Origin of the sequence: Halorussus marinus, assembly GCF_004765795.1 — an archaeon.
In the GTDB taxonomy this organism is placed as follows: Archaea; Halobacteriota; Halobacteria; order Halobacteriales; family Haladaptataceae; genus Halorussus; species Halorussus marinus.
Map to the genome: position 1 here is coordinate 216,193 of NZ_SBIV01000005.1, position 19,731 is coordinate 235,923.

Sequence of the window (19,731 nt, forward strand, 5' to 3'; positions counted from 1 at the left end):
TCTGTCGCCCGGGTCGGTCGCCGGCGGTCAGTCGGTCGCGGGCTCGGCCGGCTCCTCGGACGCCGGCTCGGACTGGCGCCGGTCGAGAAACTCCATCACGGGGTAAGCCGCGATGCCGTGGACGAACACCGACGTGAGCACGACGAACCCCAGAATCGCCCAGAGCTTCTCCTGGGCGATGAGGAGCTGAATCTCGCCGAACGACGCCTCGTTCAGCGCGTACGCGAGGTAGTAGAACGACCCGATCCCCCGGATGCCGAACGACGAGATGACCAGCCGTTCGCTCCACGGGACCGACGCGCCGAGCAGGCCCACGAGCCCCGCGAGCGGCCGGACCACGAACAGGATCGCCAGCCCGACCCCGGCGTCGGTGAGCGTCAGGGGGTCGAGCAGTCCGCCGACGATCGCCCCGCCGAACAGCACCAACACCACCGCCATCAGCAGTCGCTCGATCATCACGCCGAAGTCGTGGAGATCGACGTAGTAGTCGTGTTCCCACTCGTAGTGGCGCAGTTCGAGGGCCGCGACGAACACCGCGATGAAGCCGTATCCGCCGAGGATCTCGGTGACGCCGTAGGTCACCAGCGTCGCGGTGAGCGCCTCGGCGCCGGCCATCACGTCCGCGAGGTCGGTGGTCGTGGTGAGTTCGAGGTCCGTCTGGGTCCCGAAGACGACCCGGGCCAGTAGCTGTCCCAGCACGTAGCCCATCACGACGCCGACGAGGATCTCGTAGGCGACCGCCAGCACCGCCCAGTCGACCAGCCACCCCAGCGACGCGGTGCCCGATGCGCCCGCCATCGCGATGGCGAGGTAGGTGAACGGGAACGCGAGCCCGTCGTTGAGCCCCGCCTCCGAGGAGAGCGCGAACCGGACCTCGTCTTCTTGGTTCCCCGGATCGATCTCGTCGTCGGTCTCCTCGGTCGGCTCGGTCGCGCCCACGTCGGAGGCCAGCACGGGGTCGGTGGGTGCGACGATCGCCCCGAGCAGGACCGCGGTCGCGGGGAGAGTTCCGACGACCCACAGCCCGAGCGCGGCCGTGACGAAGATCGTCAGCGGCATCACGATCAGGAGGAGCCGCCAGGTCAGCCCCCACGACCGGAAGCTGAACGGCCGATCGAGCTTCAGCCCGGCCCCCATGAGCGCGACGATGACCACGAGTTCGGTGAGCCGCTCGGTCACCGCCGGGTTCGCGACCGGGTCGGGCGCCGGGACCCCGATCGGGAGCGCGAACAGCACCATCCCGGCGATCACGTAGAGGATCGGGAACGACAGCGGCTTGTCGGAGACGAGCCGCGGCAACACGACGGCGCCGAGGACCGCGAGCCCTACGAGTATCTGGACGATTGCGTAGGTGGCCATTTTTCTCTCAGTGTATTACAGATCCGGGTAAAGCTCCGTCGGCCGTTCGAGCCCCGAGCAGGAGGCCCACCGCGGCGAGCACTTTGGCACCCGGATCGCCAACCCCGACTTCCGGACGTTCGCCGAGAGCTTCGGCGTCGAGGTCTACCGCCCCGACGACTGGCCGGGGCTGACCGCGGCCCTCGGAGCCGGGGTCGAGGGCGACGAGACGACCCTGATCGAGGTGCCCCTCAAGTGAGTCAGCGGTCGGCGTCCAGCGCGGCCGCCCGCGACTCGGCGGTCGCGGCGATCGACGCCGGCGCCGTGAACGCGATCCGGACCTCGTCGCCGCGGTAGTCGACGTCGTCGACCGACGCCCGCTCGTAGAGCCACGACACGAGTCGCATCGCGTCGTCGCCGCTCGGCGCCGCGATCTCGACCGATCGGCGCTCGGAGAGCGCTTCGGAGATCCGGGCCCCGAGCGCGTCGAGGTTCTGGCCCTCGATTGCGCTCACCGCGACCGGGTCGGCCGGGAGCGGAGCGTCGGACGCGGCCGCCACCTCGGCGACCGCCTCGCGGCGCGCGGCCAGCTCGTCGGGATCGAGCAGGTCGGCCTTGTTCAGCACCGCGACGAGTTCGCCGTCGGCGTCGGCGAGGCGGTCGCAGGTCGTCGCTAATTTCGTGCGGAGCCGGGCGGGCGGGTCGCCGGCGTCGGCGACGACCGCGACGCACTCGGCGCTCGCGGTCACCGACAGCGTCCCGTGAAACGACTCGACCAGCTCGTGGCTCAGTCCCTCGACGAACCCCACGGTGTCGGTCACCAGCGTCGGGCGGCCGTCGATCGTCGCCCGCCGGGTCGTGGTGTCGAGCGTCTCGAACAGCCGGTCTTCGATCTCGGCCGTGGCGTCGAGGTCGGCGTGGTCGGGGTCGCGGGCCGAAAAATCGAGGTCGTCGGCGAGCCGGTGGAACAGCGTCGACTTGCCGGCGTTGGTGTAGCCCGCCAGCGCGACGTACTCGAACCCCGCCTCGCGGCGCCGGTCGCGGCGCGCGGCCGCCTCGTCTCCGAGCGCCTCGATCTTCCGGGTCAGTTCGTCGAGTCGGTCGAGCACGTCGTAGTACCGGGTGCCCGACTCGGTGCGTCGGTTCATCGCCTGTTCGTCGCTTCGCTCGCGGATGCGCGGGAGCCGCCACGCCAGTTTGGCGCGCTCGACCTGCAGGGTCGAACGCCTGTCGCCGGCCCGCGCCTCGAAGATGTCGAGCACGAGCCGATGGCGGTCGAGCACCCGCGTGCCCTCGGGGCACAGCGCGGCGAGTTCGACCGTCTGGGTCGGCGTGAGTTCGTTGTCGAAGACGACGGTGTCGGCGCCCGTCGCCGCGACCGTCTCGGCCAACCGCTCGGCCTTGCCGCGCCCGAACTCGTAGGTCGAGTCCGACCCGCGGCGCTGGGTCAGTTCGGCGACGACCGCGTAGCCCGCCGTCCGGGCGAGCCCGCGGATCTCGTCGGTGTCGATGGTGCCGGCGTCTGCGCGCTTCGCGACGACTGCGTCTCGTGATTGCATGGATGTGTGGTGTGCGGTGGCGTTCGCTCGTCGCTACCCCGACAGTTCGCTACGACCGACTGGACCTGCGGACTCAGACCGGGGTCCGCGAGGGGAGGCGACGGCGCCACGCGAGCGACTCGACGGAAGTCACGGACGCGGCGCTCGGGCCTCGGAGCCACGGATGCACCCGGTCACTGCGAGAGGAGAACGGTCTTCATACGACCTGTCACAGTGTTGTCGGGTGACCGGGATAAGCGTTGGGGCGACTGCCGGCCGATCGGGAACTGCGGCGGCGTCGGGACCGCGCTCGGTGGCCGACGTTTCTCCGCGGACTCGGGTGATAGGCACTCTTTGTCGGGTCGCAAGCCGTCACTACCGTCAAAAGATACTTAGCCGATTTCGCCGAACGTTCCCACGAGATTCCGCGCGGGGGGTCGCGCGGGGGAGTGGGGAATTTCATGACACGAACACGAACGAGTGTACTGTTGACGGTGCTTCTCGTCGGTGCGTCGCTGACGGCGGGAGTAACGAGTGCCGGAATCGGGTATCAGGCGCAGGACGACGACGCCGACGAGGTGGCCGTCGAATCCGACGAAGTGTTCTGGCAGGGCCAGTTCCTGGAGCTGAGCGCCGGGGAGGCGAACGCCAGCGAAGTGTGGTCCGTGCGGAACGTCGACGACGGCGAGGTCGGCGGACTCGTCACGCAGGTCTTGCTCGACGACTCGGGCTCGGCGACGTTCGGCACCAGCGGGCTCGACGGCCAGTACGTGGTCGTCGACGAGCAGGGCGAGCCCGTCGCCTTCAAGAACGGCACCGCCGTCGGACGGACGGACGTGAGCGGCGCCGACTGGGAGGTCGCGGTCCAGACGCTCAACGCCACCTTCGACGAGACGACGGTCCGCAACGACGACAGCGACGACGCCAGAGCCGACCTGCAGATCGAGTCCAACCGGGCGGAGTACCCGCTCCGGTTTTTCTCCGAGGACATGAGCGCCGAGGAGCTCGCTGACGTGTTCGCCAACGTCGAAGTGCGGGACGGACAGGCGGTCGCCACCCGGACGGTCGGCGACGACACCGCCTTCGACGCGAACTTCAGCGGCGTCGAGGCCGGCACGTACAACGTGACGGTGGCGGCGGCCGACGCCTCGGCGCGCGACACCGCCGGCATCGTCGTCTCCGAGCCGGTCGAGGGCTCGGCGTCGCTCGCGAACGCGACCGTCGTCGAACAGCGCGGCGACGTGGCCCGGTTCAACGTCACGCTCGACGGTACCGACGAGGCGACCGTCACGGTCGGCTCGCGCGACCTCGGTTACCTCGCTCGGTTCGGCGTCGTCGACGAGGACGACGACGGGGAGGTCGCGGTCGACCTCAACACCTATCTCGCGGGCCAGCAGAACCAGTCTGGCGTCTCGGCGGTCGGCGAAGACAACGTGACCGGCTACGAGCTTCAGACCGATCCGATCCCCGGCCGGCTCGACGCCGCGACGTATCCGATCCGGACGTACGTCGGCGGCCAGCAGACCGGTGTCGGGACGATGATCCTCGAAACCGCGTCGGTCGACGGCGTGCGGGTGTGGACCGCTCCGGACGTGGGCGAGATCGAGAGCGCCTCACAGCTGACCGACGTCGTGGCCGAAGACGACGACATCGCCTATCAGGACTTTGCGATCGTGGAGCTCCGGGCCTCCGGGATCGGGGGGTACGTCGAGAACGTCTCGGACCTCAACAACGAGGAGACGGGGCTCTCGATGGCGCTCACGCGCGGCGTCGAGATGAACGTCCCCGAGACCGAGGTGTCGCTCGATCGGGCGACCCTGATCCGGGACGAGGACACCGATCAGCTGTTCCTGGTGTTCGACACGACCCGGCTCGAAGAGGGCGCCAGCTACACGGCGAACTTCACGGTGACCGAGCGGAACCCGTACGTCTCCGCGGAGAACGCGAGTTCGTACACCGCCAACTTCAGCGTCGTCGAGCGGACCGCCTCGTTCGACGAGCCCGTCCGAGTGTCGGCGTCGAGCGACGCCGCCGTCACCGGTAGTAGCACGGTCGCACCGGGCACCGAGCTGACCGTCGCGGTCGAGAGCGTCGGCGCCGAGCCCTTCTTCGACCGCCAGACCGTCGAGGTCGGCCCGGACGGCGCGTGGGAGGCCGCCTTCGATCTCTCGGGGGTCGCGAACGCCACCGAGTTCACCGCGACGATCGACGAGCCGGCCGCAAACGCGACCGGTGTCGTCGTGACCGACGCTGACGCCGACGCCGAGGAGACGACCACCGAGGCCGAAGACGAAGACGCGACGGAGACGACCGCGGCCGACGGTGAGGAAGACGAGACGACCGAAGCAGAGGAAACGACCGAAGCAGAGGAAACGACCGAAGCAGAGGAAACGACCGAAGCAGAGGAAGCGGAAGACGAGACGACTGAAGCCGACGCCGAAGCTGAGGCGACGACCGAACCGGAAGACGAGACGACCGAAGCCGATGACGAAGCAGAAGAAACGACCGAAGCCGACGCCGCCGAGGAGACGACCACCGAGGAGGAGGTCGCCAGCGCGTCGACGCCCGGGTTCGGTCCCGTGGCCCTCGTGATCGCGGGCGCGCTCGCGCTCGTCGTCGCGGCGCTCGTCGGCCGGCGCTGACCGCCGCGTCTCCGAGCGCCCGATTCACGCCGGGGTCGGCTCGGTTGGCTCACCGAACGGTCTTGTAGGTCCGGGCCGAACCCCAATCCATGGGGAAGAGTACCACGAACGCGACGGTGTTCGAATGCCGCGAGTGCGGGTCGGTGTCGCTGGGCGACTCGGAGACGACCTGCTGTGGCGCCGAGATGGTCTCGGCCGACGCGACGCCGGTCGAGCACCCGGAGCTCGCGGTCGTGCTCCGGGAGGTGTTCGGCGTCTCGCGGACCGGCCTCACGATCTGTGTCTGCCTGATGGAGGCGGGCGACTCGACCGCCGCCGAACTGGCCGATCGGCTCGATCTCGATCGCAGTACCGTCGCGAGACAGCTCAACCACCTAGTCGAGATCGGCCTGTTGGACAAGCGCCAGCGACTGCTGACCGGCGGCGGCTACGTCCACGTCTACTCGCCGGTCGAGGTCGAGGAGGTGCGAGAACGCCTCACCGTCGGTCTCTACGCGTGGGTCGCGGAGGCGCTCGATCTGGTCGAGGAGATCGACCGCCGAAAGGTGAAGGCGCTTGCCCGGTCGGACGGCGGCGAGGAGGCCGCCGGCATCTACTGGGACGGGTAGCGCTTTCGCCGCCGGCGCGCCCGCGACCGACCGAACGTGTTCGGGCGTGTGCTTTCGGGGACGGCGCTCGTAGGGGACGTATGGGAACGACCGAGCACGACCACGACGGCGTCGAACCGATAACCCAGACGGTCCACGACAACTCGTGGTCGGCCAACTTGGAGCATCCCCGCCACGCCGAGAGCCGGGGCCTGCTCGTCGAGCAGGCGCTGTCGGCGATCGAGCACACCGCGCCGGGCCACCACGTCAACCTCGTGACCCACGGCGACCACGGCCACCCCGAGACGTACCTCTACGAGGCCCTCGACGCGGCCGAGGCCGATCTCGACTGGGAGTACGTCGAGCAGTGTGGCTGTGGCGGCCACGTCACGCGGGTCCACGTCGAGTAACGCTACTGGCGGACGTACAGGATCGCGATCCCGGCCACGAGGAAGAGGAGCCCCCAGTACAGCGAGTCGTACGGGAGCACCTTGAGCAGGAGGGTGACGATGCCCGAGGAGAGCAACGACCAGCCGACCGTCGTCTGATATGCCATACGAGGTAATCGGCCCGGAACACATTAGGCTTCACGGGCGCGCGAACGGATCTGACCGCCCTAGGCGGAGACCGACGAGGCGGTTTCGAGGTGGTCGTCTTCCCACTCGCGGCGGGCCTCGATCTCGCGGTGGCCGCGTTCGGTCAGCGCATAGTAGTTGGTGCGGCGGTCGCGCTGGCCCTTCTCGACCAGTCCCTTGTCGACTAACGTGTCGAGGTTGGGGTAGAGCCGGCCGTGGTGAATTTCTTTCTCGTAGTAGGTCTCGAGTTCCTCTTTGATCGCGAGCCCGTGCGGTTCGTCTTTGCCGACGACGGCGAACAACAGGTCGCGCTGGAAGCCCGTCAGGTCGTACATGATGTCTCAATTCGTATTAGTAATCGTATAATTATAAACCTGACGGCCGTTAAAATCTGTTGTTCGAGTCGGCTCGACGAAGGGGAGCGACGCCGACCGCGGCGCGCGCCCGACGGCCGCGACCGGGAGCGGGCCGAGCGTTCAGGCACCGTATAACAATACCCCGCTGTGGTGTCGTCGCTGGTAGGAACTGCCGGAGCCGGAACGTCCGGCGACCACTCACGAGTCCACCATGAAGTACCTGTTCTTCACGAACACGCCGGCGCAGGTCCACCAGTACCGCAACGCGGTCGCGGAGCTCCGGGACCGCGGCCACGAGGTGCTGGTCCTCGCGCGGGAGTACGGCTGTACCGAATCGCTTCTCGACTACTACGACGTGCCCTACGAGCGCTACGGGAGCGCCGAGACCGCGAAGTTCTCGCTGTTGCGCCAGCTCCCGAAACACTACGCCCGGATCGCGGTCGCGGCGCGGCGGTACGACCCCGACTGCGTCTTCGGTCGCGGGTCGTACGCCGCGCTGGCGGGGGCGGTCGCCCGCGCCCCGGTCGTCCTCGTCGACGACTCGGAGACGACCGACCTCGACCACGCCGTCTCGAAGCCGTTCACCGACGCCTTCCTCACGCCCCACACCTTCGAGAAGGACCTCGGCGAGAACCACTACGAGTTCCGCGGGTTCAAAGAGCTCGCCTACCTCCACCCCGAGACCTACGAGCCCCAGACCGACATCCGCGAGGCGCTCGGGGTCGGCGACGACGAGCCGTACGTCCTCGTCCGGCTCAACGCCTTCGGCTCGCACCACGACGTGGGCCGCGAGGGGTTCGGCCCCGACCAGCGCCGGCGACTCGTCGAGGCGCTCGCCGAGCGCGCGACGGTGTTCGTCTCCGACGAGGGCGGCGAGATGGACCTCGCCGAGACTCCGGCCCGCCCGTACGACCTCCACCCAGCCCTGCTCCACGACGCGCTCGCGGAGGCCGACCTGCTGGTCGCCGACACCCAGACGATGGTGACCGAGGCCGCCCTGCTCGGGACGCCGGCGATCCGATCGAACTCCTTCGTCGGCGACGACGACATGGGGAACTTCGTCGACCTCGAACGCCACGGGCTCGTCTACAACCTCCGGGAGTTCGACGCGGTGCTGGCGGCCGCCACCGACCTGCTCGACGACCCCGACACGGCCGCGCGCTGGCGGCGGATCCGCGACGACTACCTCGAAGACAAGGTGAACCTCACCGCGATCGTGGTCGGCGTCGCCGAGAACCTCGATCGGCTCGAGACGGCCGCGGTCGGCGGACTGGAGCGGGTCGGGGACCTGACCCACCGCGGCGGCGCCCGCGAGAGCCCGCTCCCGTTCGACCCCGAGCGGGTCCGAAGCGACGGTGGCGAGCGATGAACGTCCTCAACCTCGTCTCGAACGCCGACGCCCGGTTTTTCGAACAGCAGACCGCGGCGCTCGAAGCCCGGGGCGTCGACTGCGAGGTGACGACGCCGCCGGGCGACCACCGCGCACGCGAGGACGTGACCGAGCGGTCGCCGGCCGACTACCTCCGGTTCGTCCCGCTGGCGGTCCGGGAGTCGCTCGACGGCTACGACCTCGTCCACGCGAACTACGGGCTGACCGCGCCGATGGCGCTCGCGCAGGTCCGTCTCCCGGTGGTGCTCTCGCTGTGGGGCACGGACCTGATGGGCGAGTACGGCTGGCTCTCGAAGGCCTGTGCGCGGTTCTGCGACGCGGTCATCGTGATGACCGACGAGATGGCCCGGGAGCTCGAGGCGCCGTGCTACGTGATCCCCCACGGCGTCGACACCGACCGGTTCGCCCCCGAACCGACCGCGGCGGCGCGCGAGGCGGTCGGCTGGGACCGGGACGCCCGACACGTCCTCTTCCCGTACCCGCCCTCCGACGACGTGAAGGATCTGCCCCGCGCCGAGCGCGTCGTCGAGCGCGCGAGCGACCGGGTCGACGCCCCCGTGGAGTTGCAGGTGGTGTACGGCGTCCCCCACGCGGAGGTGGCGACCTACATGAACGCCGCCGACGCCCTGCTGTTGACCTCGAAGCGCGAGGGCTCGCCCAACGCGGTCAAGGAGGCGATGAGCTGTAACCTCCCGGTCGTCTCGACCGACGTGGGCGACGTGCGCGAGCGCCTCGACGGCGTCTCGCCGGCGACGGTCAGCGACGCAGACGAGGAACTGATCGCGGGACTGGCCGACGTCCTCGCGAACCCGCGGCCCTCCGACGGCCGAGCGGCGGCGCGCGAGATCAGCCTCGAACGCATGGGCGAGCGCATCGAGACCGTCTACGAGTCGGTGCTGTAGCCGGGCGGACGCCCCCCGGGCCTCGACGAGCGCCGCGGCGACGCCGCCGACCGTTCTACCGAACATATTTATACCGTAAATGGTATTCTTGGGACGACTGAAACGAAGCGAGACACGGACCGTTCGCCGACCGACACGCTGTTCGACCCACTATGACCGAGCTACTCGACGACTGGACTCCCGACGAAGCGGCCACGCGCATGGCCGATCAACTCTGTGCGGGGTTTCGGGCGCACGATCGCGGGGACCGCGAGGAGGCGATCGAGGCCTTCTGGACGGTCGACTCGCGACAGTTCCCGCACCTCGACAGAGAGACCGCCCGCCGCGCCGCGGTCGCGTACGTCGACGCCCTCTGGGCGAAAGACGAGATCGAACGCGCCCACTCAGACGGCGAAGCGATAGACCGGTCGTCGCTGGCCGACGCCGACTGGCAGCCGGTCTACTCGCGATTTCGCGATCGGGCCTCGATCGCCGGGATCGACCCGACGTACGCCGACGCGAGCACGCGCGCCTGGAAGAACCACAAGATCGGCGGCGACTACTGGACGCCGATCCAGCGCGCCCAGATGTACGAGCTCCGGGCGGCGATCGGAGACCCCGAGTACCCCCACAAGCCACGCCACGGCCAGTCGGGGTTCGGTCCAGAACCCAGCCGGTACGCGCTGGCTGTCGAACTCCACGACATGCACTCGGCGGACCGCTGGAGACAGGCAAAGCGGACGATGGTGCCGTACTTCGAGCGGATACTGAGGGGCCACGACGATGTCTGAGTTCACGTCCTCGCCGGGCGAGCGCGATACGGACGGCGCCGAGCCGTCGGCCCAGGACGACCCGATCGCGATCCTCGTGGTCGACGACGACGAAGACCTCGCGGAGCTGACCGCGACGTACCTCGAACGCGCCCGAGACGACTTCGACGTCGGGACCGAGACCGGGGTCGCTCCGGCGCTCGATCGACTCGAAGACGACCGGATCGACTGCGTGGTCAGCGACTACGACATGCCCGGGATGGACGGGCTGACGTTCCTCGACGCGGTCCGGGACCGATACCCCGACCTCCCGTTCGTGCTGTTCACGGGCAAGGGAAACGAGGAGATCGCCTCGGAAGCCATCTCGGCCGGCGTGACCGACTACCTCCAGAAGGGGTCGGACACCGGTCAGTACTCGGTGCTGGCGAACCGCATCGCCAACGCCGTCGAGCAGTACCGGGCGAAGCGGGCGGTCGAACACACCCGCAAGCGGTTCGACAAGCTGGTGCACAACTCCACCGACGTCATCTCGATCATCAGCGCCGACGCCCGGTTCGAGTACCTCTCGCCGTCGGCCGAGCGAATCCTGGGCTACGACCCCGAGGAGATGGTCGGCGAGTACATCTTCGACTACGCCCACCCGGAGGACCGCCAGCAGGCGATGGAGCGGTTCTTCGAGTCGGTCCAGGACCCCGACCAGCGCCCGGTGGTCCAGTTTCGGTTCAAACACCCCGACGGCTCGTGGCCGGTGCTCGAATCCCGGGGTCGGAACCTCCTCGACGACCCCCACATCGAGGGGTTCGTGGTCAACAGCCGGGACATCACCGAGCGCAAGCGACGCGAGGAGGAGCTCCAGCGCCACAACGAGCAGTTAGAGGAGATCACGAGCGTCATCTCCCACGACCTCCGCAACCCCCTGAACGTGGCCCAAGGGTCGCTCGACATGGCGCGCGAGACGGGCGACGACGACCACTTCGACCGGATCGACCGATCGCTCCGGCGGATCGACGAGATCATCGACGACGTGCTCACGCTGGCCCGCCAGAGCCGGGACGACCCCGAGACCGAGGCGGTGTCGCTCACGTCGGTCGCGGAGTCGGCGTGGGAGATGGTCGACACCGGCGACGCCGACCTCCGGATCGAGGAGTCGGCCGGCCTCGAAGCCGACGAGAGCCGGACCCAACAGCTACTCGAAAATCTCTTTTCGAACGCGATCGAGCACGCCGCCGACGACGGCGACGTGACGGTCCGAGTGGGACTGCTCGACGCCGGGACCGGGCGGTGCGACGACGCGCCCGCTCCGGTCGGTCGGGGGTTCTACGTCGCCGACGACGGCCGCGGAATCCCGGCCGACGACCGCGAGGCCGTGTTCGAGTCGGGGTACTCGACCGGCGAGTCAGGCACCGGGTTCGGGCTCGCGATCGTCAAGCAGATCGCCGCGGCTCACGGCTGGGACATCTCGCTGACCGACAGCACCGACGGCGGCGCGCGCTTCGAGTTCTCCGGGGTCGAACCCGCCGACGAGTAGCCGTTAGCCCGGGATTGTGGGCGGCGTACGCGCCACCAACCGCGGTCGACGAACCGACTCCTTTGCTCGACGAGCCGACGCTGTCCCCGTAGGGTGAGCCGCACCCAAGCCGCACGGTCGGCTTATACCGGCACAGACGCCGTCTACCCGACGTATAGGGGATGGAGAACAAAGGGACCGGAAACGGACCAATAACGCGAACAAATCATGAGTTTCCAGGTCCCGGAGGACGGGCGCGTGGCGCCGGCCGCCGACGCCGCCGACTCCCTCGCTACCGACCGAGTGGTCGTCGGCGTGCCGGCGTACAACGAGGAGAACGCGGTCGGAAGCACCGTCCTCGGCGTCCAGCGATACGCCGACGACGTGGTGGTCGTCGACGACGGAAGCACGGATCGGACGCCCGAACTTCTCGACCAGACCGACGCGACGGTGCTCCGCCACGACCGGAATCGCGGGAAGGGAGCCGCGATCCGGACGCTGTTCGAACACGTCGGGTCCCTCGAATGCGACGTGCTGGTCGTGCTCGACGCCGACGGCCAGCACGACCCCGCCGACATCCCGTCGCTCGCCGAGCCGGTGGTCGAGGGCGAGGCCGACATGGTGATCGGGAGCCGGTATCTCGCCCCGGAGGACGTCGACGAGACGCCGGTCTACCGCCGGGTCGGGCAGGTCGTCCTCGACTACTGTACCACGCAGGTGACCGGCACCGAGCTGACCGACACCCAGAGCGGCTTTCGAGCGTTCTCGCCCGAGGCCCTCGAGCGCCTCTCGCTGACGACCGACGGGATGGGCGTCGAGTCCGAGATGATCGACTCCGCGACCAGCGAGGGGCTGGCGATGACCGAGCGCGCAATCGACGCCCGCTACGAGGACCTCGAAGGACAGACGTACAACCCCGTCAAGCACGGCCTCGCCGTGATGGTGTTTCTCGCGCGCCTCGCGCGGCGACGCCGTCCCAGCGCCTCCCGCTCGGGGAGGAACTGATACCATGACTCTGGAACTCCCCACCGACATCAGCGACCGCTACGAACTGCTCGCCGACGACCTCGATGGCTTCGACGACGCCGAGTCGCTCGCCCGATACGTCCTTGACGGCGCGGCCGCCGAGCTCGAACGGGGCGACGGCGTCGGCGACGCCGCCGACAGCGCCGACGACGGCGTGGTCGAAGACCGCCTCGAACAGCTTGGCTACCTCGAAAAATGACCGGCTCGGTCTACGTCTTCGGGCTCGACGGCGTGCCCCCCGAACTGGTCGAGCGCGGCATCGACGCCGGCCGACTGCCGAGCTTCGCGCGGATGGCCGAGGAGGGCACCGACGGCACCACGCGCTCGACGGTGCCGCCGCTGTCGATGATCGCGTGGAGCTCGTTCGCCACCGGGCGCAACCCCGGCAACCACGGCGTCTACAACTTCATGCTCAAGGGCGAGGGCGAGTACGGCACCGAGTTCGTCAACGCCGACACCCTCCGCGAGCAGTCGGTCCCCGTCTGGGAGTACCTCGACGCCGAGGGCCGACGGTCGGGCGTGATGAACGTGATGCCGGGGTACCCGCCCTCCGAGACCGCCGGGTTCCACATCTCGGACAACATCACCACGCCCTCGACGGGGTCGTACGCGTTCCCCGAGGAGTTGCAGACCGACATCGAAGAGCGGGTCGGCGGCTACGACATCGACCCCTACGAGGGGTACGACGACGGCACCGACGAGGACAGCCTCCGGGGACTGCTCGACAACTTCTTCGAGATCGAGCGCAACCGGATCGAGGTGGCGAAGCTACTGGTCGCCGAGTACCCCTGTGAGTTCTACTCGCTGGTGTTTCAGGGCCCGGACAACGTCCTCCACGTCCTCGGCCACGTCCTCGACGAAACCCACCCCAAGCACGATCCCGAACTCGCCGAGCGCTACGGCGACAAGCCGATGGAACTGCTCGAGCTGTACGACGAGTTCGTCGGGTGGGTGATGGACCGGATCGACGAGGAGGACGCCCTGATGGTGCTTTCGGACCACGGTCACGGCCCGATCTACCGGACGATCAACCTCAACTCCTGGCTCTATCAGGCCGGCTACCTCGACCTCGAATCGCGGCCGTGGACCCGGCTCAAGCAGTTCGGCTACAACCACGTCTACGACGCGGTCGAGTCGGTGATGAGCGACCTCAACCTCTTCTCGAAGCTCAAGATGGGGGTCGCTCGGACCAGCGGCGACGGCGCCGGCCCGGACCTCGCCGAGTTGCTCACCATCTCTCGGAAGGACGTCGACTGGAGCCAGACGGCGGCGTTCACCGTCGCCAGCGGCGGCCAGATCTACCTCAACACCGACGACCACGACGAGGGCGCGATCCCGCCGGGACGGTACGAGGCGGTGCGCGAGCGTCTGCGGGAGGAACTGCTCGCGATCGAACACCCCGAGCGCGGCGACCGGGTGATCGACTCGGTGCTGTACGGCGAGGACGTCTACGGCGACGAGTACGACGCCACCCGGCCCGATCTGGTCTGCATGCCCGCGCCGGGCTACCAGATCCAGTATCCCCAGACGATGAAGACCGACCGGGTGTTCGGCGAGCCGCCAAAGACCGGCTCGCACACCTCGATGAACGAGATGCAGGGGATCTTCTACGCGTGGGGCGGGCCCGCCAGAGACGAGTCGGGCGTGACGGTCGAGCTCCCCGACTTCGCGCCGACGGCCTGTTCGCTACTCGACGTGCCGGTCCCCGAGGAGATGGACGGGAGCGTCCGGCGGGACGTCTTCGACGTGCGGGGCGAACGCGGGCGCCTCGACGGCAGAGTCGAGGCCAAGCGCGCGGTCCGGTCGGTCGTCGGCGACCTCTCGGCCGACTGAATCGGCCGCTTCCCGGGCGGTCGGAAACGTAATGGGCCTCCCCCACAGCCTGAGAGACGAACGACATGTCTGGGCTCTACCGCCGCCTCGACGAGTGGACCCGCGCCCGGTCGCGCCTCGAGTACGCCCTGCTGGCCGGCGTCATCACCGCGATGACGGCGCTGGCGGTCGGCGCGGTGCTCGGCGAACCGACGGCGGTCGAGGCCGTCACGCTGGGCGCGACGATGACCGTCGTCTACTACGCGTTCGATCCGAACCGGACGGGCTGAGCCCCGATCGCGGCCGAAATCGGGTCACTCCAGTTCGACCGCGACGCGTTCGCCCCTCCGCGCCGACTCGTAGGCGGCCTCGGTCAGCGCGGTCACCGCCAGCGCGTCCCGGGCGGTCGCGGGCGGCGTCTCGCCGGTCTCGACGCAGTCGACGAACGCCTCGGCCTTGTCGCGGCGCTGGTCGCGGTCGACGTACGGGAGCACCGTCGTGCTGTCGGACTCGACGCGGCTGATCTCGCGGGGCTCCCACTGGCGGCCTTCGAGGTACACCGCGCCCTCCTCGTCCCAGACGTGGACGTGCTCTCGGACGCAGGGCGCGTCGCTGTGGACCGCGATGGTGCCGTGGGCGCCGTTGTGAAACTCCACGGTCAGGATGGCCCGCTCGTCGATCCGCGAGGCCTCGTCGGCGAACACCATCTCGGCGCTGACCGCCTCGGGGACCAGCCCCGTCGTCCAGAGCACGCCGTCGACGAGGTGGCTTCCGGTGTCGTAGAGGTTCCCGCCGCCCGAGAGGTCCGGATCGGTCCGCCACTCGTCGGCGAACCGGGAGATCCAGTCCTGAGTGATCTCGGCGCTCACGTAGTCGGGGTCGAGATCGCCCGCCCACCGCTCGCGGGCCCGGATGAACGCGGGGTTGAGGTGGCGCTGGTAGCCGACCATCAGCACGCGGTCGCTCGACTCGGCGCGGTCGGCGAGTTCGCGGGCGTCGTCGAGGTCGGTCGCGAGCGGCTTGTCACAGAAGACGTGGAGTCCCCGGTCCATCGCCGCCGTGACCTGCTCGTAGTGGAGCGTGTGGGGCGTGCCGACGAGCACCGCGTCGAGGCGCTCGGTGTCGAGCATCTCGGCGTAGTCGTGGTACTGCGATCCCTCGCCGACGTGGAGGCTCTCGCCCGCGGTGTGGCGGGTCTCCGGGTCGATGTCGGCCAGCGCGGTCACCGCCGCGCGCGGATGCTGATTGAACTGCCGTCCCACCGTGGTGCCGATGTAGCCGCCGCCGATAGCGCCGACTCTGAGCACGTCCGAGTTCGACATGGGGACAGCGACAACAACCCGAGTGGTAACTGCTTCGGCGAGGCGGTTCGGCCGGCCGGTCGCCGGCGGGGCCCGCCTCGGGACTCACTCCTCGACGAAGCCGTCGACCAGACGGGTGAACCGATCGACCAGTCGCTCCGGTAGCGAGGGCGTGATCTCGGCGAGCAGGTCGGCGGTCGCCCCGGGCCGGGCGAGTTCGAGGAACACGCGGCCGTTCTCGCGGCGCTTCTCGACCAGATCGGCCGCGACGAGGTTGTCGAGGTGCCACTCGACGGTGCTCCGGGCGAGGTCGAGGTCGGCCGCGAGAGCCGCGGGCGTCGTCTCGCCCGCCGCGAGCAGGTGCGCGAGCACGTCCCGGGCGGTCTCCCGGCGGAACATCGCGAGCGCGGTCCGCTCCCAGTCGCCGTACCCCGGCGGGTAGTAGTGGGTCCGGCCGTTGATCTCCTCGGCGACGACCGACTCGGCGTCCCGGAGCCGGCGGAGGTGGTACTGGACCTGTCCCGGCGCGAGGTCGAGGCCGCGGACCACCGCGTTGAAGTGGACGCCGGGGTTGGCTCGGACGTGGTCGGCGATCGTCCGGCGGGTCGCGTTCACGACTCCCCACCCCGCGAGCCGTCGTCGCGGGCCGCCTTCCGGACGCTCCGGGCGTCGTACACCGCGGCGATCACGAGCGCGGCCATCGCGGCGTCGAGACCGTGTTCGAGGACGTGGTGGGACTCGGCGCCGACCGCGCCGGCGGCCGACAGCGCGGCCACCCCGGTCCGAGCGAGGAGCGTCGAGAGCGCGAGCGCGACCAGCAGGTACGACCGCGAGCGCCGCCGGACGAGCGCGGCCAGCGCCAGCGCGAGCACCAGCGTCGACCCGAGCGCCGCGAGGCCGAGCAGGACGATCAGTTCCGGCGACGGCCCGCCGCCGGCGTGGGCGACCACGAGCGTCCACTCGTCGGCGAACGTCATGCACGACCGTTCGGACCGCGATCGTTTACCCGTTCCGGGTCCGGGCGCGAGACAGCGGAAACGCCGGGGTCACGCGAGCCGCGGGTCCGGGGGCTCGATCTCGGTTCCACACCGGGGACAGACGTACCGACGGCCGTCGCCCGCCGCGAACCGCCGGGTCGGACCGACGTACCAGCAGTCGGGACACCGCCGGACTGGGAGTCTGAGCATCCGTCTCCGTCGACGCGGCCGACGCCCAAAACCCCGTCGCCGACCGGGGAAGACACCGGAAACGGCGGTGTGGCTGGAGACGGAAATCGGGGACGCCGGCCGGAGCCTGAGAGAAAGCGGCAGGACCGGCCGGCCCGGCGAACACTTACCTGACTGGTCGGCGAAAGCGGTGGTATGCCGAAAGTCGCAATCATCGGCGGCGGCCCCGCCGGACTGAGCGCCGGACTGTTCACCGCGAAAAACGACCTCGACACCGTCGTGTTCGACACCGACGAGACGTGGATGCACAAGGCCCACCTGTTCAACTACCTCGGGATCGAGTCGATCGACGGCACCGAGTTCACCGAACAGAGCCGCGAGCAGGTCGAGGGGTTCGGCGCGGACCTCCGGGTCGGCGAGGAAGTCACCGCCGTCGAGGCCGACGGCGAGGGCTTTGCGGTCACCACCGACGACGGCGAGTACGACGCCGAGTACGTGATCTTCGCCACCGGAACCGACGCCGACCTGCTCGAAGACCTCGGCGCGGCGTTCACCGACGAGGACCTCGTGGACGTCGACCTCTCGATGGAGACCAGCGTCGAGAACGCCTACGCCACCGGCGCGCTGATCCGGAATCAGGAGTGGCAGGCGGTCATCTCCGCCGGCGACGGTGGCGCGGCCGCGCTCGACATCCTGAGCAACGAGAAGGGCGAACACTACCACGACTTCGACACGCCCGCCGACGCGGAGTGAGAGCGGCCTCCGATCCCGGAACTCAGAGCTCTGACCCGATCGCCTCCGCGACCGTCGCGCTCGCGGCCGGAACTTCGCGGGCCCTCGCCTCGATGGCCACGTAGTAACTGAGGTCCGGGACGAGCCAGTCGACCGGCACTTGGTCCCTGTCGGCGTACTCTTCTATCTGGCGGTCCGCATACCCGAAGTCGCCGAGCGACGCCAACAGGCGGCGGTCGAGACGGGAGTGGCGCTCCGAGTCGGCGGCCGCCGCGACGGCGTCGACGGCCGCGTCCCGGATCGTTCGCACGTCCTCGATCGTCTCGACCCTGACGAACTCGCCGTCGGCGACCCGCTCGCGCAACCGTTCGAACGCGCGGACCTGCGCCAGCGTGTCGTGGACCGAGAGGACGACGCTCGCCCGCCGCCCGGTCGCCAGTTCGTCGTCGAGTCCGTCGGCGTACTCCGCGTCCCGGAGCCCCGTCAGCGCCTCGGCGATCGGCGTCCCCTCGACGTCTCGGTCGACCAGCGACGAGGCCTCGGCGTGGGGTTCGCCCGGTAGCGCCTCGCGGCGCTCGTCGAGCGTCTCGACCAGCGACTCGCCGACAGCCCGGAGCCCCTCGCCGATCGGCCGCGGGTCGCCCAGCGACGCCACGTACCGATCGTAGACGTACGCGGCGTCGTCGATCGCGGCCCGGGCGGACTCGACCTCGCCCGCGAACTCGCCGATCGCGAGCGGGTTGTCCGGACGCCGACGATACCGGCGGTGGTGTTCGCCGGCGCCCCGGAGCCGACGGCCCGCGAACCCCACCCGCTCTTCGATCTGGGCGTGGGCGAGCACCGCGCGCACCGGCGCCTGTCCCACGTAGCGCCACCGGAACTGGAACTCCTCGAGGGCCCGACGGACCGTCGGAATCGACGCCCGAACCGCCTCGCGATCGAGGTCGCCGTCGATGGCGGCCCACGCCGCCGCGGCCGCCCTGGCGTCCTCGCGGGCGTCCCGGAGCCGGCCCATCGCGTCGGCGGTCGTGGTCGCCTCGGCGGCGTCGGCGAGCGCCTCGGTCGCCTCCTCGTAGAGCCGACTCACCTCCTGTCGTATCACGCCGTTGGGCACGTCGCTCTCGTCGAGCGGCGCCGGCACCGCCGAGAGGTGCTCGCGGGCTGTCGCGGCCGCCTCGTCGAGGTACGACTGCTCGACCTCGACCGGGAACCGCTCGGTCACCGTCGGCGGGTCGGTCGAGGCCACCTCCGAGAGCGCCGCGCCCTCGACCGTCGGGCCCCTGTCGTCCGAGAAGTAGCCGAACCCGTTACAGCCCGCGAGCCCGGCGCTCGCCGCGAGCGCGAGGAATCCCCGCCTCGTCGTCCGGGCGCGAGCGCCTCGCCGGGTCCGGTCGGTGGCCTCGGGGCTCATCGCTCGGCCTCCGTCGTCTCGGTCGCGTTCGTCCGGGTCTTTGGCCCGTAGTCCGGCGCCTCGGTCGTCGTTCCGTCGCCGTCGGGCGGTCGCCGCCTCACACGACACGGCCCGGAGCCCCACGAGGAGCCGTAGCTGTTGACCTCGTCGGGGTCGAGGGCCTCGGGGATCCGGATCAGCACCGAGACGCCGTCGTGGGCGTCGGCGCGACACGACACGTCGGCGTCGCGGTGGCGGCTCCCGAAGTCGACTTCGACGTCGCGCTCGGACCACGAGACGTTACACAGTTCGAGCGTGAGACACTCCCGGACCGGCCGGGCGAGGACGTACACCGTCGCCTCGCCGAAGTCGGTGTCCGCGACGAACTGCCGGGCCGCCTCGGCGCCCTCCACGTCGGCGTATCGGAGTCGGTCGGCGTCCTCGGTGCCGGCGACGAAGCCGCGTCCGTCGCGGTGGGTCGGCGGGTCGTCGTCCGACGCGGTCTCGGTCGTAGCGTCCACGTCGCGAAACCAGACGGGCGGTCGGTTCTCGGCGTTGCGCACCGTGCGGTGGTCGGGGATCGTTCGATCGCCGTCCTCGGGCGGGACCGACGCGCTGTCGGTCGCGGTGTCGGTCACCGACTCGCCACAGCCGGCGAGTCCGGCCATCGCGGCCGTCGCTCCCTGGAGGAGGCGTCGTCGCGTCAGCGGGACCATGTTC

At 69.7% G+C, this 19,731-nt stretch carries 22 protein-coding genes; 12 read left to right on the top strand and 10 right to left on the bottom strand.

From position 1 onward, the window contains the following. Nucleotides 1-27 precede the first annotated feature (27 nt). Together EPY72_RS11905 and hflX are read right to left on the bottom strand one after the other, a co-directional pair. Complete coding sequence (locus EPY72_RS11905) at nucleotides 28-1,359, bottom strand: cation:proton antiporter (protein ID WP_135806563.1); 1,332 nt, start codon at nucleotides 1,357-1,359, stop codon at nucleotides 28-30. 239 nt (nucleotides 1,360-1,598) lie between these two features. Then, nucleotides 1,599-2,897: a GTPase HflX gene (hflX, locus tag EPY72_RS11910; protein ID WP_135806564.1), complete on the bottom strand. Its 1,299-nt coding sequence runs from the start codon at nucleotides 2,895-2,897 to the stop codon at nucleotides 1,599-1,601. Between the two features lie 440 nt (nucleotides 2,898-3,337). Here hflX and EPY72_RS11915 point away from each other — a divergent pair, with 440 nt between their 5' ends. From EPY72_RS11915 to EPY72_RS11925, 3 genes are all read left to right on the top strand, one after another. Beyond that, nucleotides 3,338-5,518 carry a DUF7827 domain-containing protein gene (locus tag EPY72_RS11915; RefSeq protein ID WP_135806565.1) on the top strand — a complete coding sequence of 727 codons (2,181 nt, stop codon included), beginning with the start codon at nucleotides 3,338-3,340 and terminating at the stop codon, nucleotides 5,516-5,518. 89 nt (nucleotides 5,519-5,607) lie between these two features. Further along, entirely contained in the window at nucleotides 5,608-6,126 is a 519-nt protein-coding gene (locus EPY72_RS11920) for a helix-turn-helix domain-containing protein (protein WP_135806566.1), read from the top strand. Between the two features lie 80 nt (nucleotides 6,127-6,206). Next, entirely contained in the window at nucleotides 6,207-6,515 is a 309-nt protein-coding gene (locus tag EPY72_RS11925) for a CGCGG family putative rSAM-modified RiPP protein (RefSeq protein WP_134671517.1), read from the top strand. A gap of 2 nt (nucleotides 6,516-6,517) precedes the next feature. Here the strand turns inward: EPY72_RS11925 and EPY72_RS19450 are convergent, their stop codons facing one another. Next, a complete protein-coding gene (locus EPY72_RS19450) occupies nucleotides 6,518-6,661 on the bottom strand; it encodes a hypothetical protein (RefSeq protein ID WP_167599465.1) in 144 nt (47 codons plus the stop codon). 60 nt (nucleotides 6,662-6,721) lie between these two features. Next, nucleotides 6,722-7,015: a PadR family transcriptional regulator gene (locus EPY72_RS11930; protein WP_134671516.1), complete on the bottom strand. Its 294-nt coding sequence runs from the start codon at nucleotides 7,013-7,015 to the stop codon at nucleotides 6,722-6,724. A 232-nt stretch (nucleotides 7,016-7,247) separates the two neighbouring features. Between EPY72_RS11930 and EPY72_RS11935 the strand changes: the two genes are divergently transcribed. The 8 genes from EPY72_RS11935 (at nucleotide 7,248) to EPY72_RS11970 (ending at nucleotide 14,712) form a co-directional block, all read left to right on the top strand. After that, entirely contained in the window at nucleotides 7,248-8,405 is a 1,158-nt protein-coding gene (locus tag EPY72_RS11935) for a DUF354 domain-containing protein (protein WP_135806567.1), read from the top strand. Then, a complete protein-coding gene (locus tag EPY72_RS11940; RefSeq protein ID WP_135806568.1) occupies nucleotides 8,402-9,328 on the top strand; it encodes a glycosyltransferase in 927 nt (308 codons plus the stop codon). Before EPY72_RS11935 ends, EPY72_RS11940 begins: the two co-directional genes overlap by 4 nt. Before the next feature lie 152 nt (nucleotides 9,329-9,480). Next, nucleotides 9,481-10,098, top strand: a complete 618-nt coding sequence (locus EPY72_RS11945; RefSeq protein WP_134671513.1) for a hypothetical protein — start codon at nucleotides 9,481-9,483, stop codon at nucleotides 10,096-10,098. Then, nucleotides 10,091-11,605 carry a hybrid sensor histidine kinase/response regulator gene (locus EPY72_RS11950; RefSeq protein WP_135806569.1) on the top strand — a complete coding sequence of 505 codons (1,515 nt, stop codon included), beginning with the start codon at nucleotides 10,091-10,093 and terminating at the stop codon, nucleotides 11,603-11,605. Before EPY72_RS11945 ends, EPY72_RS11950 begins: the two co-directional genes overlap by 8 nt. Before the next feature lie 207 nt (nucleotides 11,606-11,812). Beyond that, complete coding sequence (locus tag EPY72_RS11955) at nucleotides 11,813-12,589, top strand: glycosyltransferase family 2 protein (protein WP_135806570.1); 777 nt, start codon at nucleotides 11,813-11,815, stop codon at nucleotides 12,587-12,589. Between the two features lie 4 nt (nucleotides 12,590-12,593). Continuing rightward, nucleotides 12,594-12,809, top strand: a complete 216-nt coding sequence (locus EPY72_RS11960; RefSeq protein WP_135806571.1) for a hypothetical protein — start codon at nucleotides 12,594-12,596, stop codon at nucleotides 12,807-12,809. After that, nucleotides 12,806-14,443 (top strand): alkaline phosphatase family protein, encoded by a 1,638-nt coding sequence (locus EPY72_RS11965; RefSeq protein ID WP_135806572.1) that lies wholly within the window; start codon nucleotides 12,806-12,808, stop codon nucleotides 14,441-14,443. Before EPY72_RS11960 ends, EPY72_RS11965 begins: the two co-directional genes overlap by 4 nt. 65 nt (nucleotides 14,444-14,508) lie before the next feature. Continuing rightward, nucleotides 14,509-14,712, top strand: a complete 204-nt coding sequence (locus EPY72_RS11970) for a hypothetical protein (RefSeq protein ID WP_135806573.1) — start codon at nucleotides 14,509-14,511, stop codon at nucleotides 14,710-14,712. Between the two features lie 24 nt (nucleotides 14,713-14,736). Here the strand turns inward: EPY72_RS11970 and EPY72_RS11975 are convergent, their stop codons facing one another. From EPY72_RS11975 to EPY72_RS19455, 4 genes are all read right to left on the bottom strand, one after another. Continuing rightward, nucleotides 14,737-15,744 (bottom strand): Gfo/Idh/MocA family protein, encoded by a 1,008-nt coding sequence (locus EPY72_RS11975; protein WP_134671507.1) that lies wholly within the window; start codon nucleotides 15,742-15,744, stop codon nucleotides 14,737-14,739. Nucleotides 15,745-15,828: 84 nt separating this feature from the next. Next, a complete protein-coding gene (locus EPY72_RS11980) occupies nucleotides 15,829-16,338 on the bottom strand; it encodes a winged helix-turn-helix transcriptional regulator (RefSeq protein WP_134671627.1) in 510 nt (169 codons plus the stop codon). Continuing rightward, a complete protein-coding gene (locus EPY72_RS11985) occupies nucleotides 16,335-16,700 on the bottom strand; it encodes a DUF7471 family protein (RefSeq protein ID WP_135806574.1) in 366 nt (121 codons plus the stop codon). The genes EPY72_RS11980 and EPY72_RS11985 overlap by 4 nt, the downstream gene beginning before the upstream one ends. Before the next feature lie 69 nt (nucleotides 16,701-16,769). Beyond that, on the bottom strand, nucleotides 16,770-16,910 hold the full coding sequence (locus EPY72_RS19455) for a hypothetical protein (protein ID WP_167599464.1): 141 nt from the start codon (nucleotides 16,908-16,910) through the stop codon (nucleotides 16,770-16,772). A gap of 174 nt (nucleotides 16,911-17,084) precedes the next feature. Between EPY72_RS19455 and EPY72_RS11990 the strand changes: the two genes are divergently transcribed. Next, on the top strand, nucleotides 17,085-17,642 hold the full coding sequence (locus tag EPY72_RS11990) for an NAD(P)/FAD-dependent oxidoreductase (protein WP_134671506.1): 558 nt from the start codon (nucleotides 17,085-17,087) through the stop codon (nucleotides 17,640-17,642). A gap of 22 nt (nucleotides 17,643-17,664) precedes the next feature. Here EPY72_RS11990 and EPY72_RS11995 read toward each other — a convergent pair whose 3' ends face one another. Beyond that, a complete protein-coding gene (locus EPY72_RS11995; RefSeq protein WP_135806575.1) occupies nucleotides 17,665-19,032 on the bottom strand; it encodes a hypothetical protein in 1,368 nt (455 codons plus the stop codon). Continuing rightward, complete coding sequence (locus tag EPY72_RS12000) at nucleotides 19,029-19,727, bottom strand: hypothetical protein (RefSeq protein ID WP_135806576.1); 699 nt, start codon at nucleotides 19,725-19,727, stop codon at nucleotides 19,029-19,031. The genes EPY72_RS11995 and EPY72_RS12000 overlap by 4 nt, the downstream gene beginning before the upstream one ends. Nucleotides 19,728-19,731: the final 4 nt, after the last annotated feature.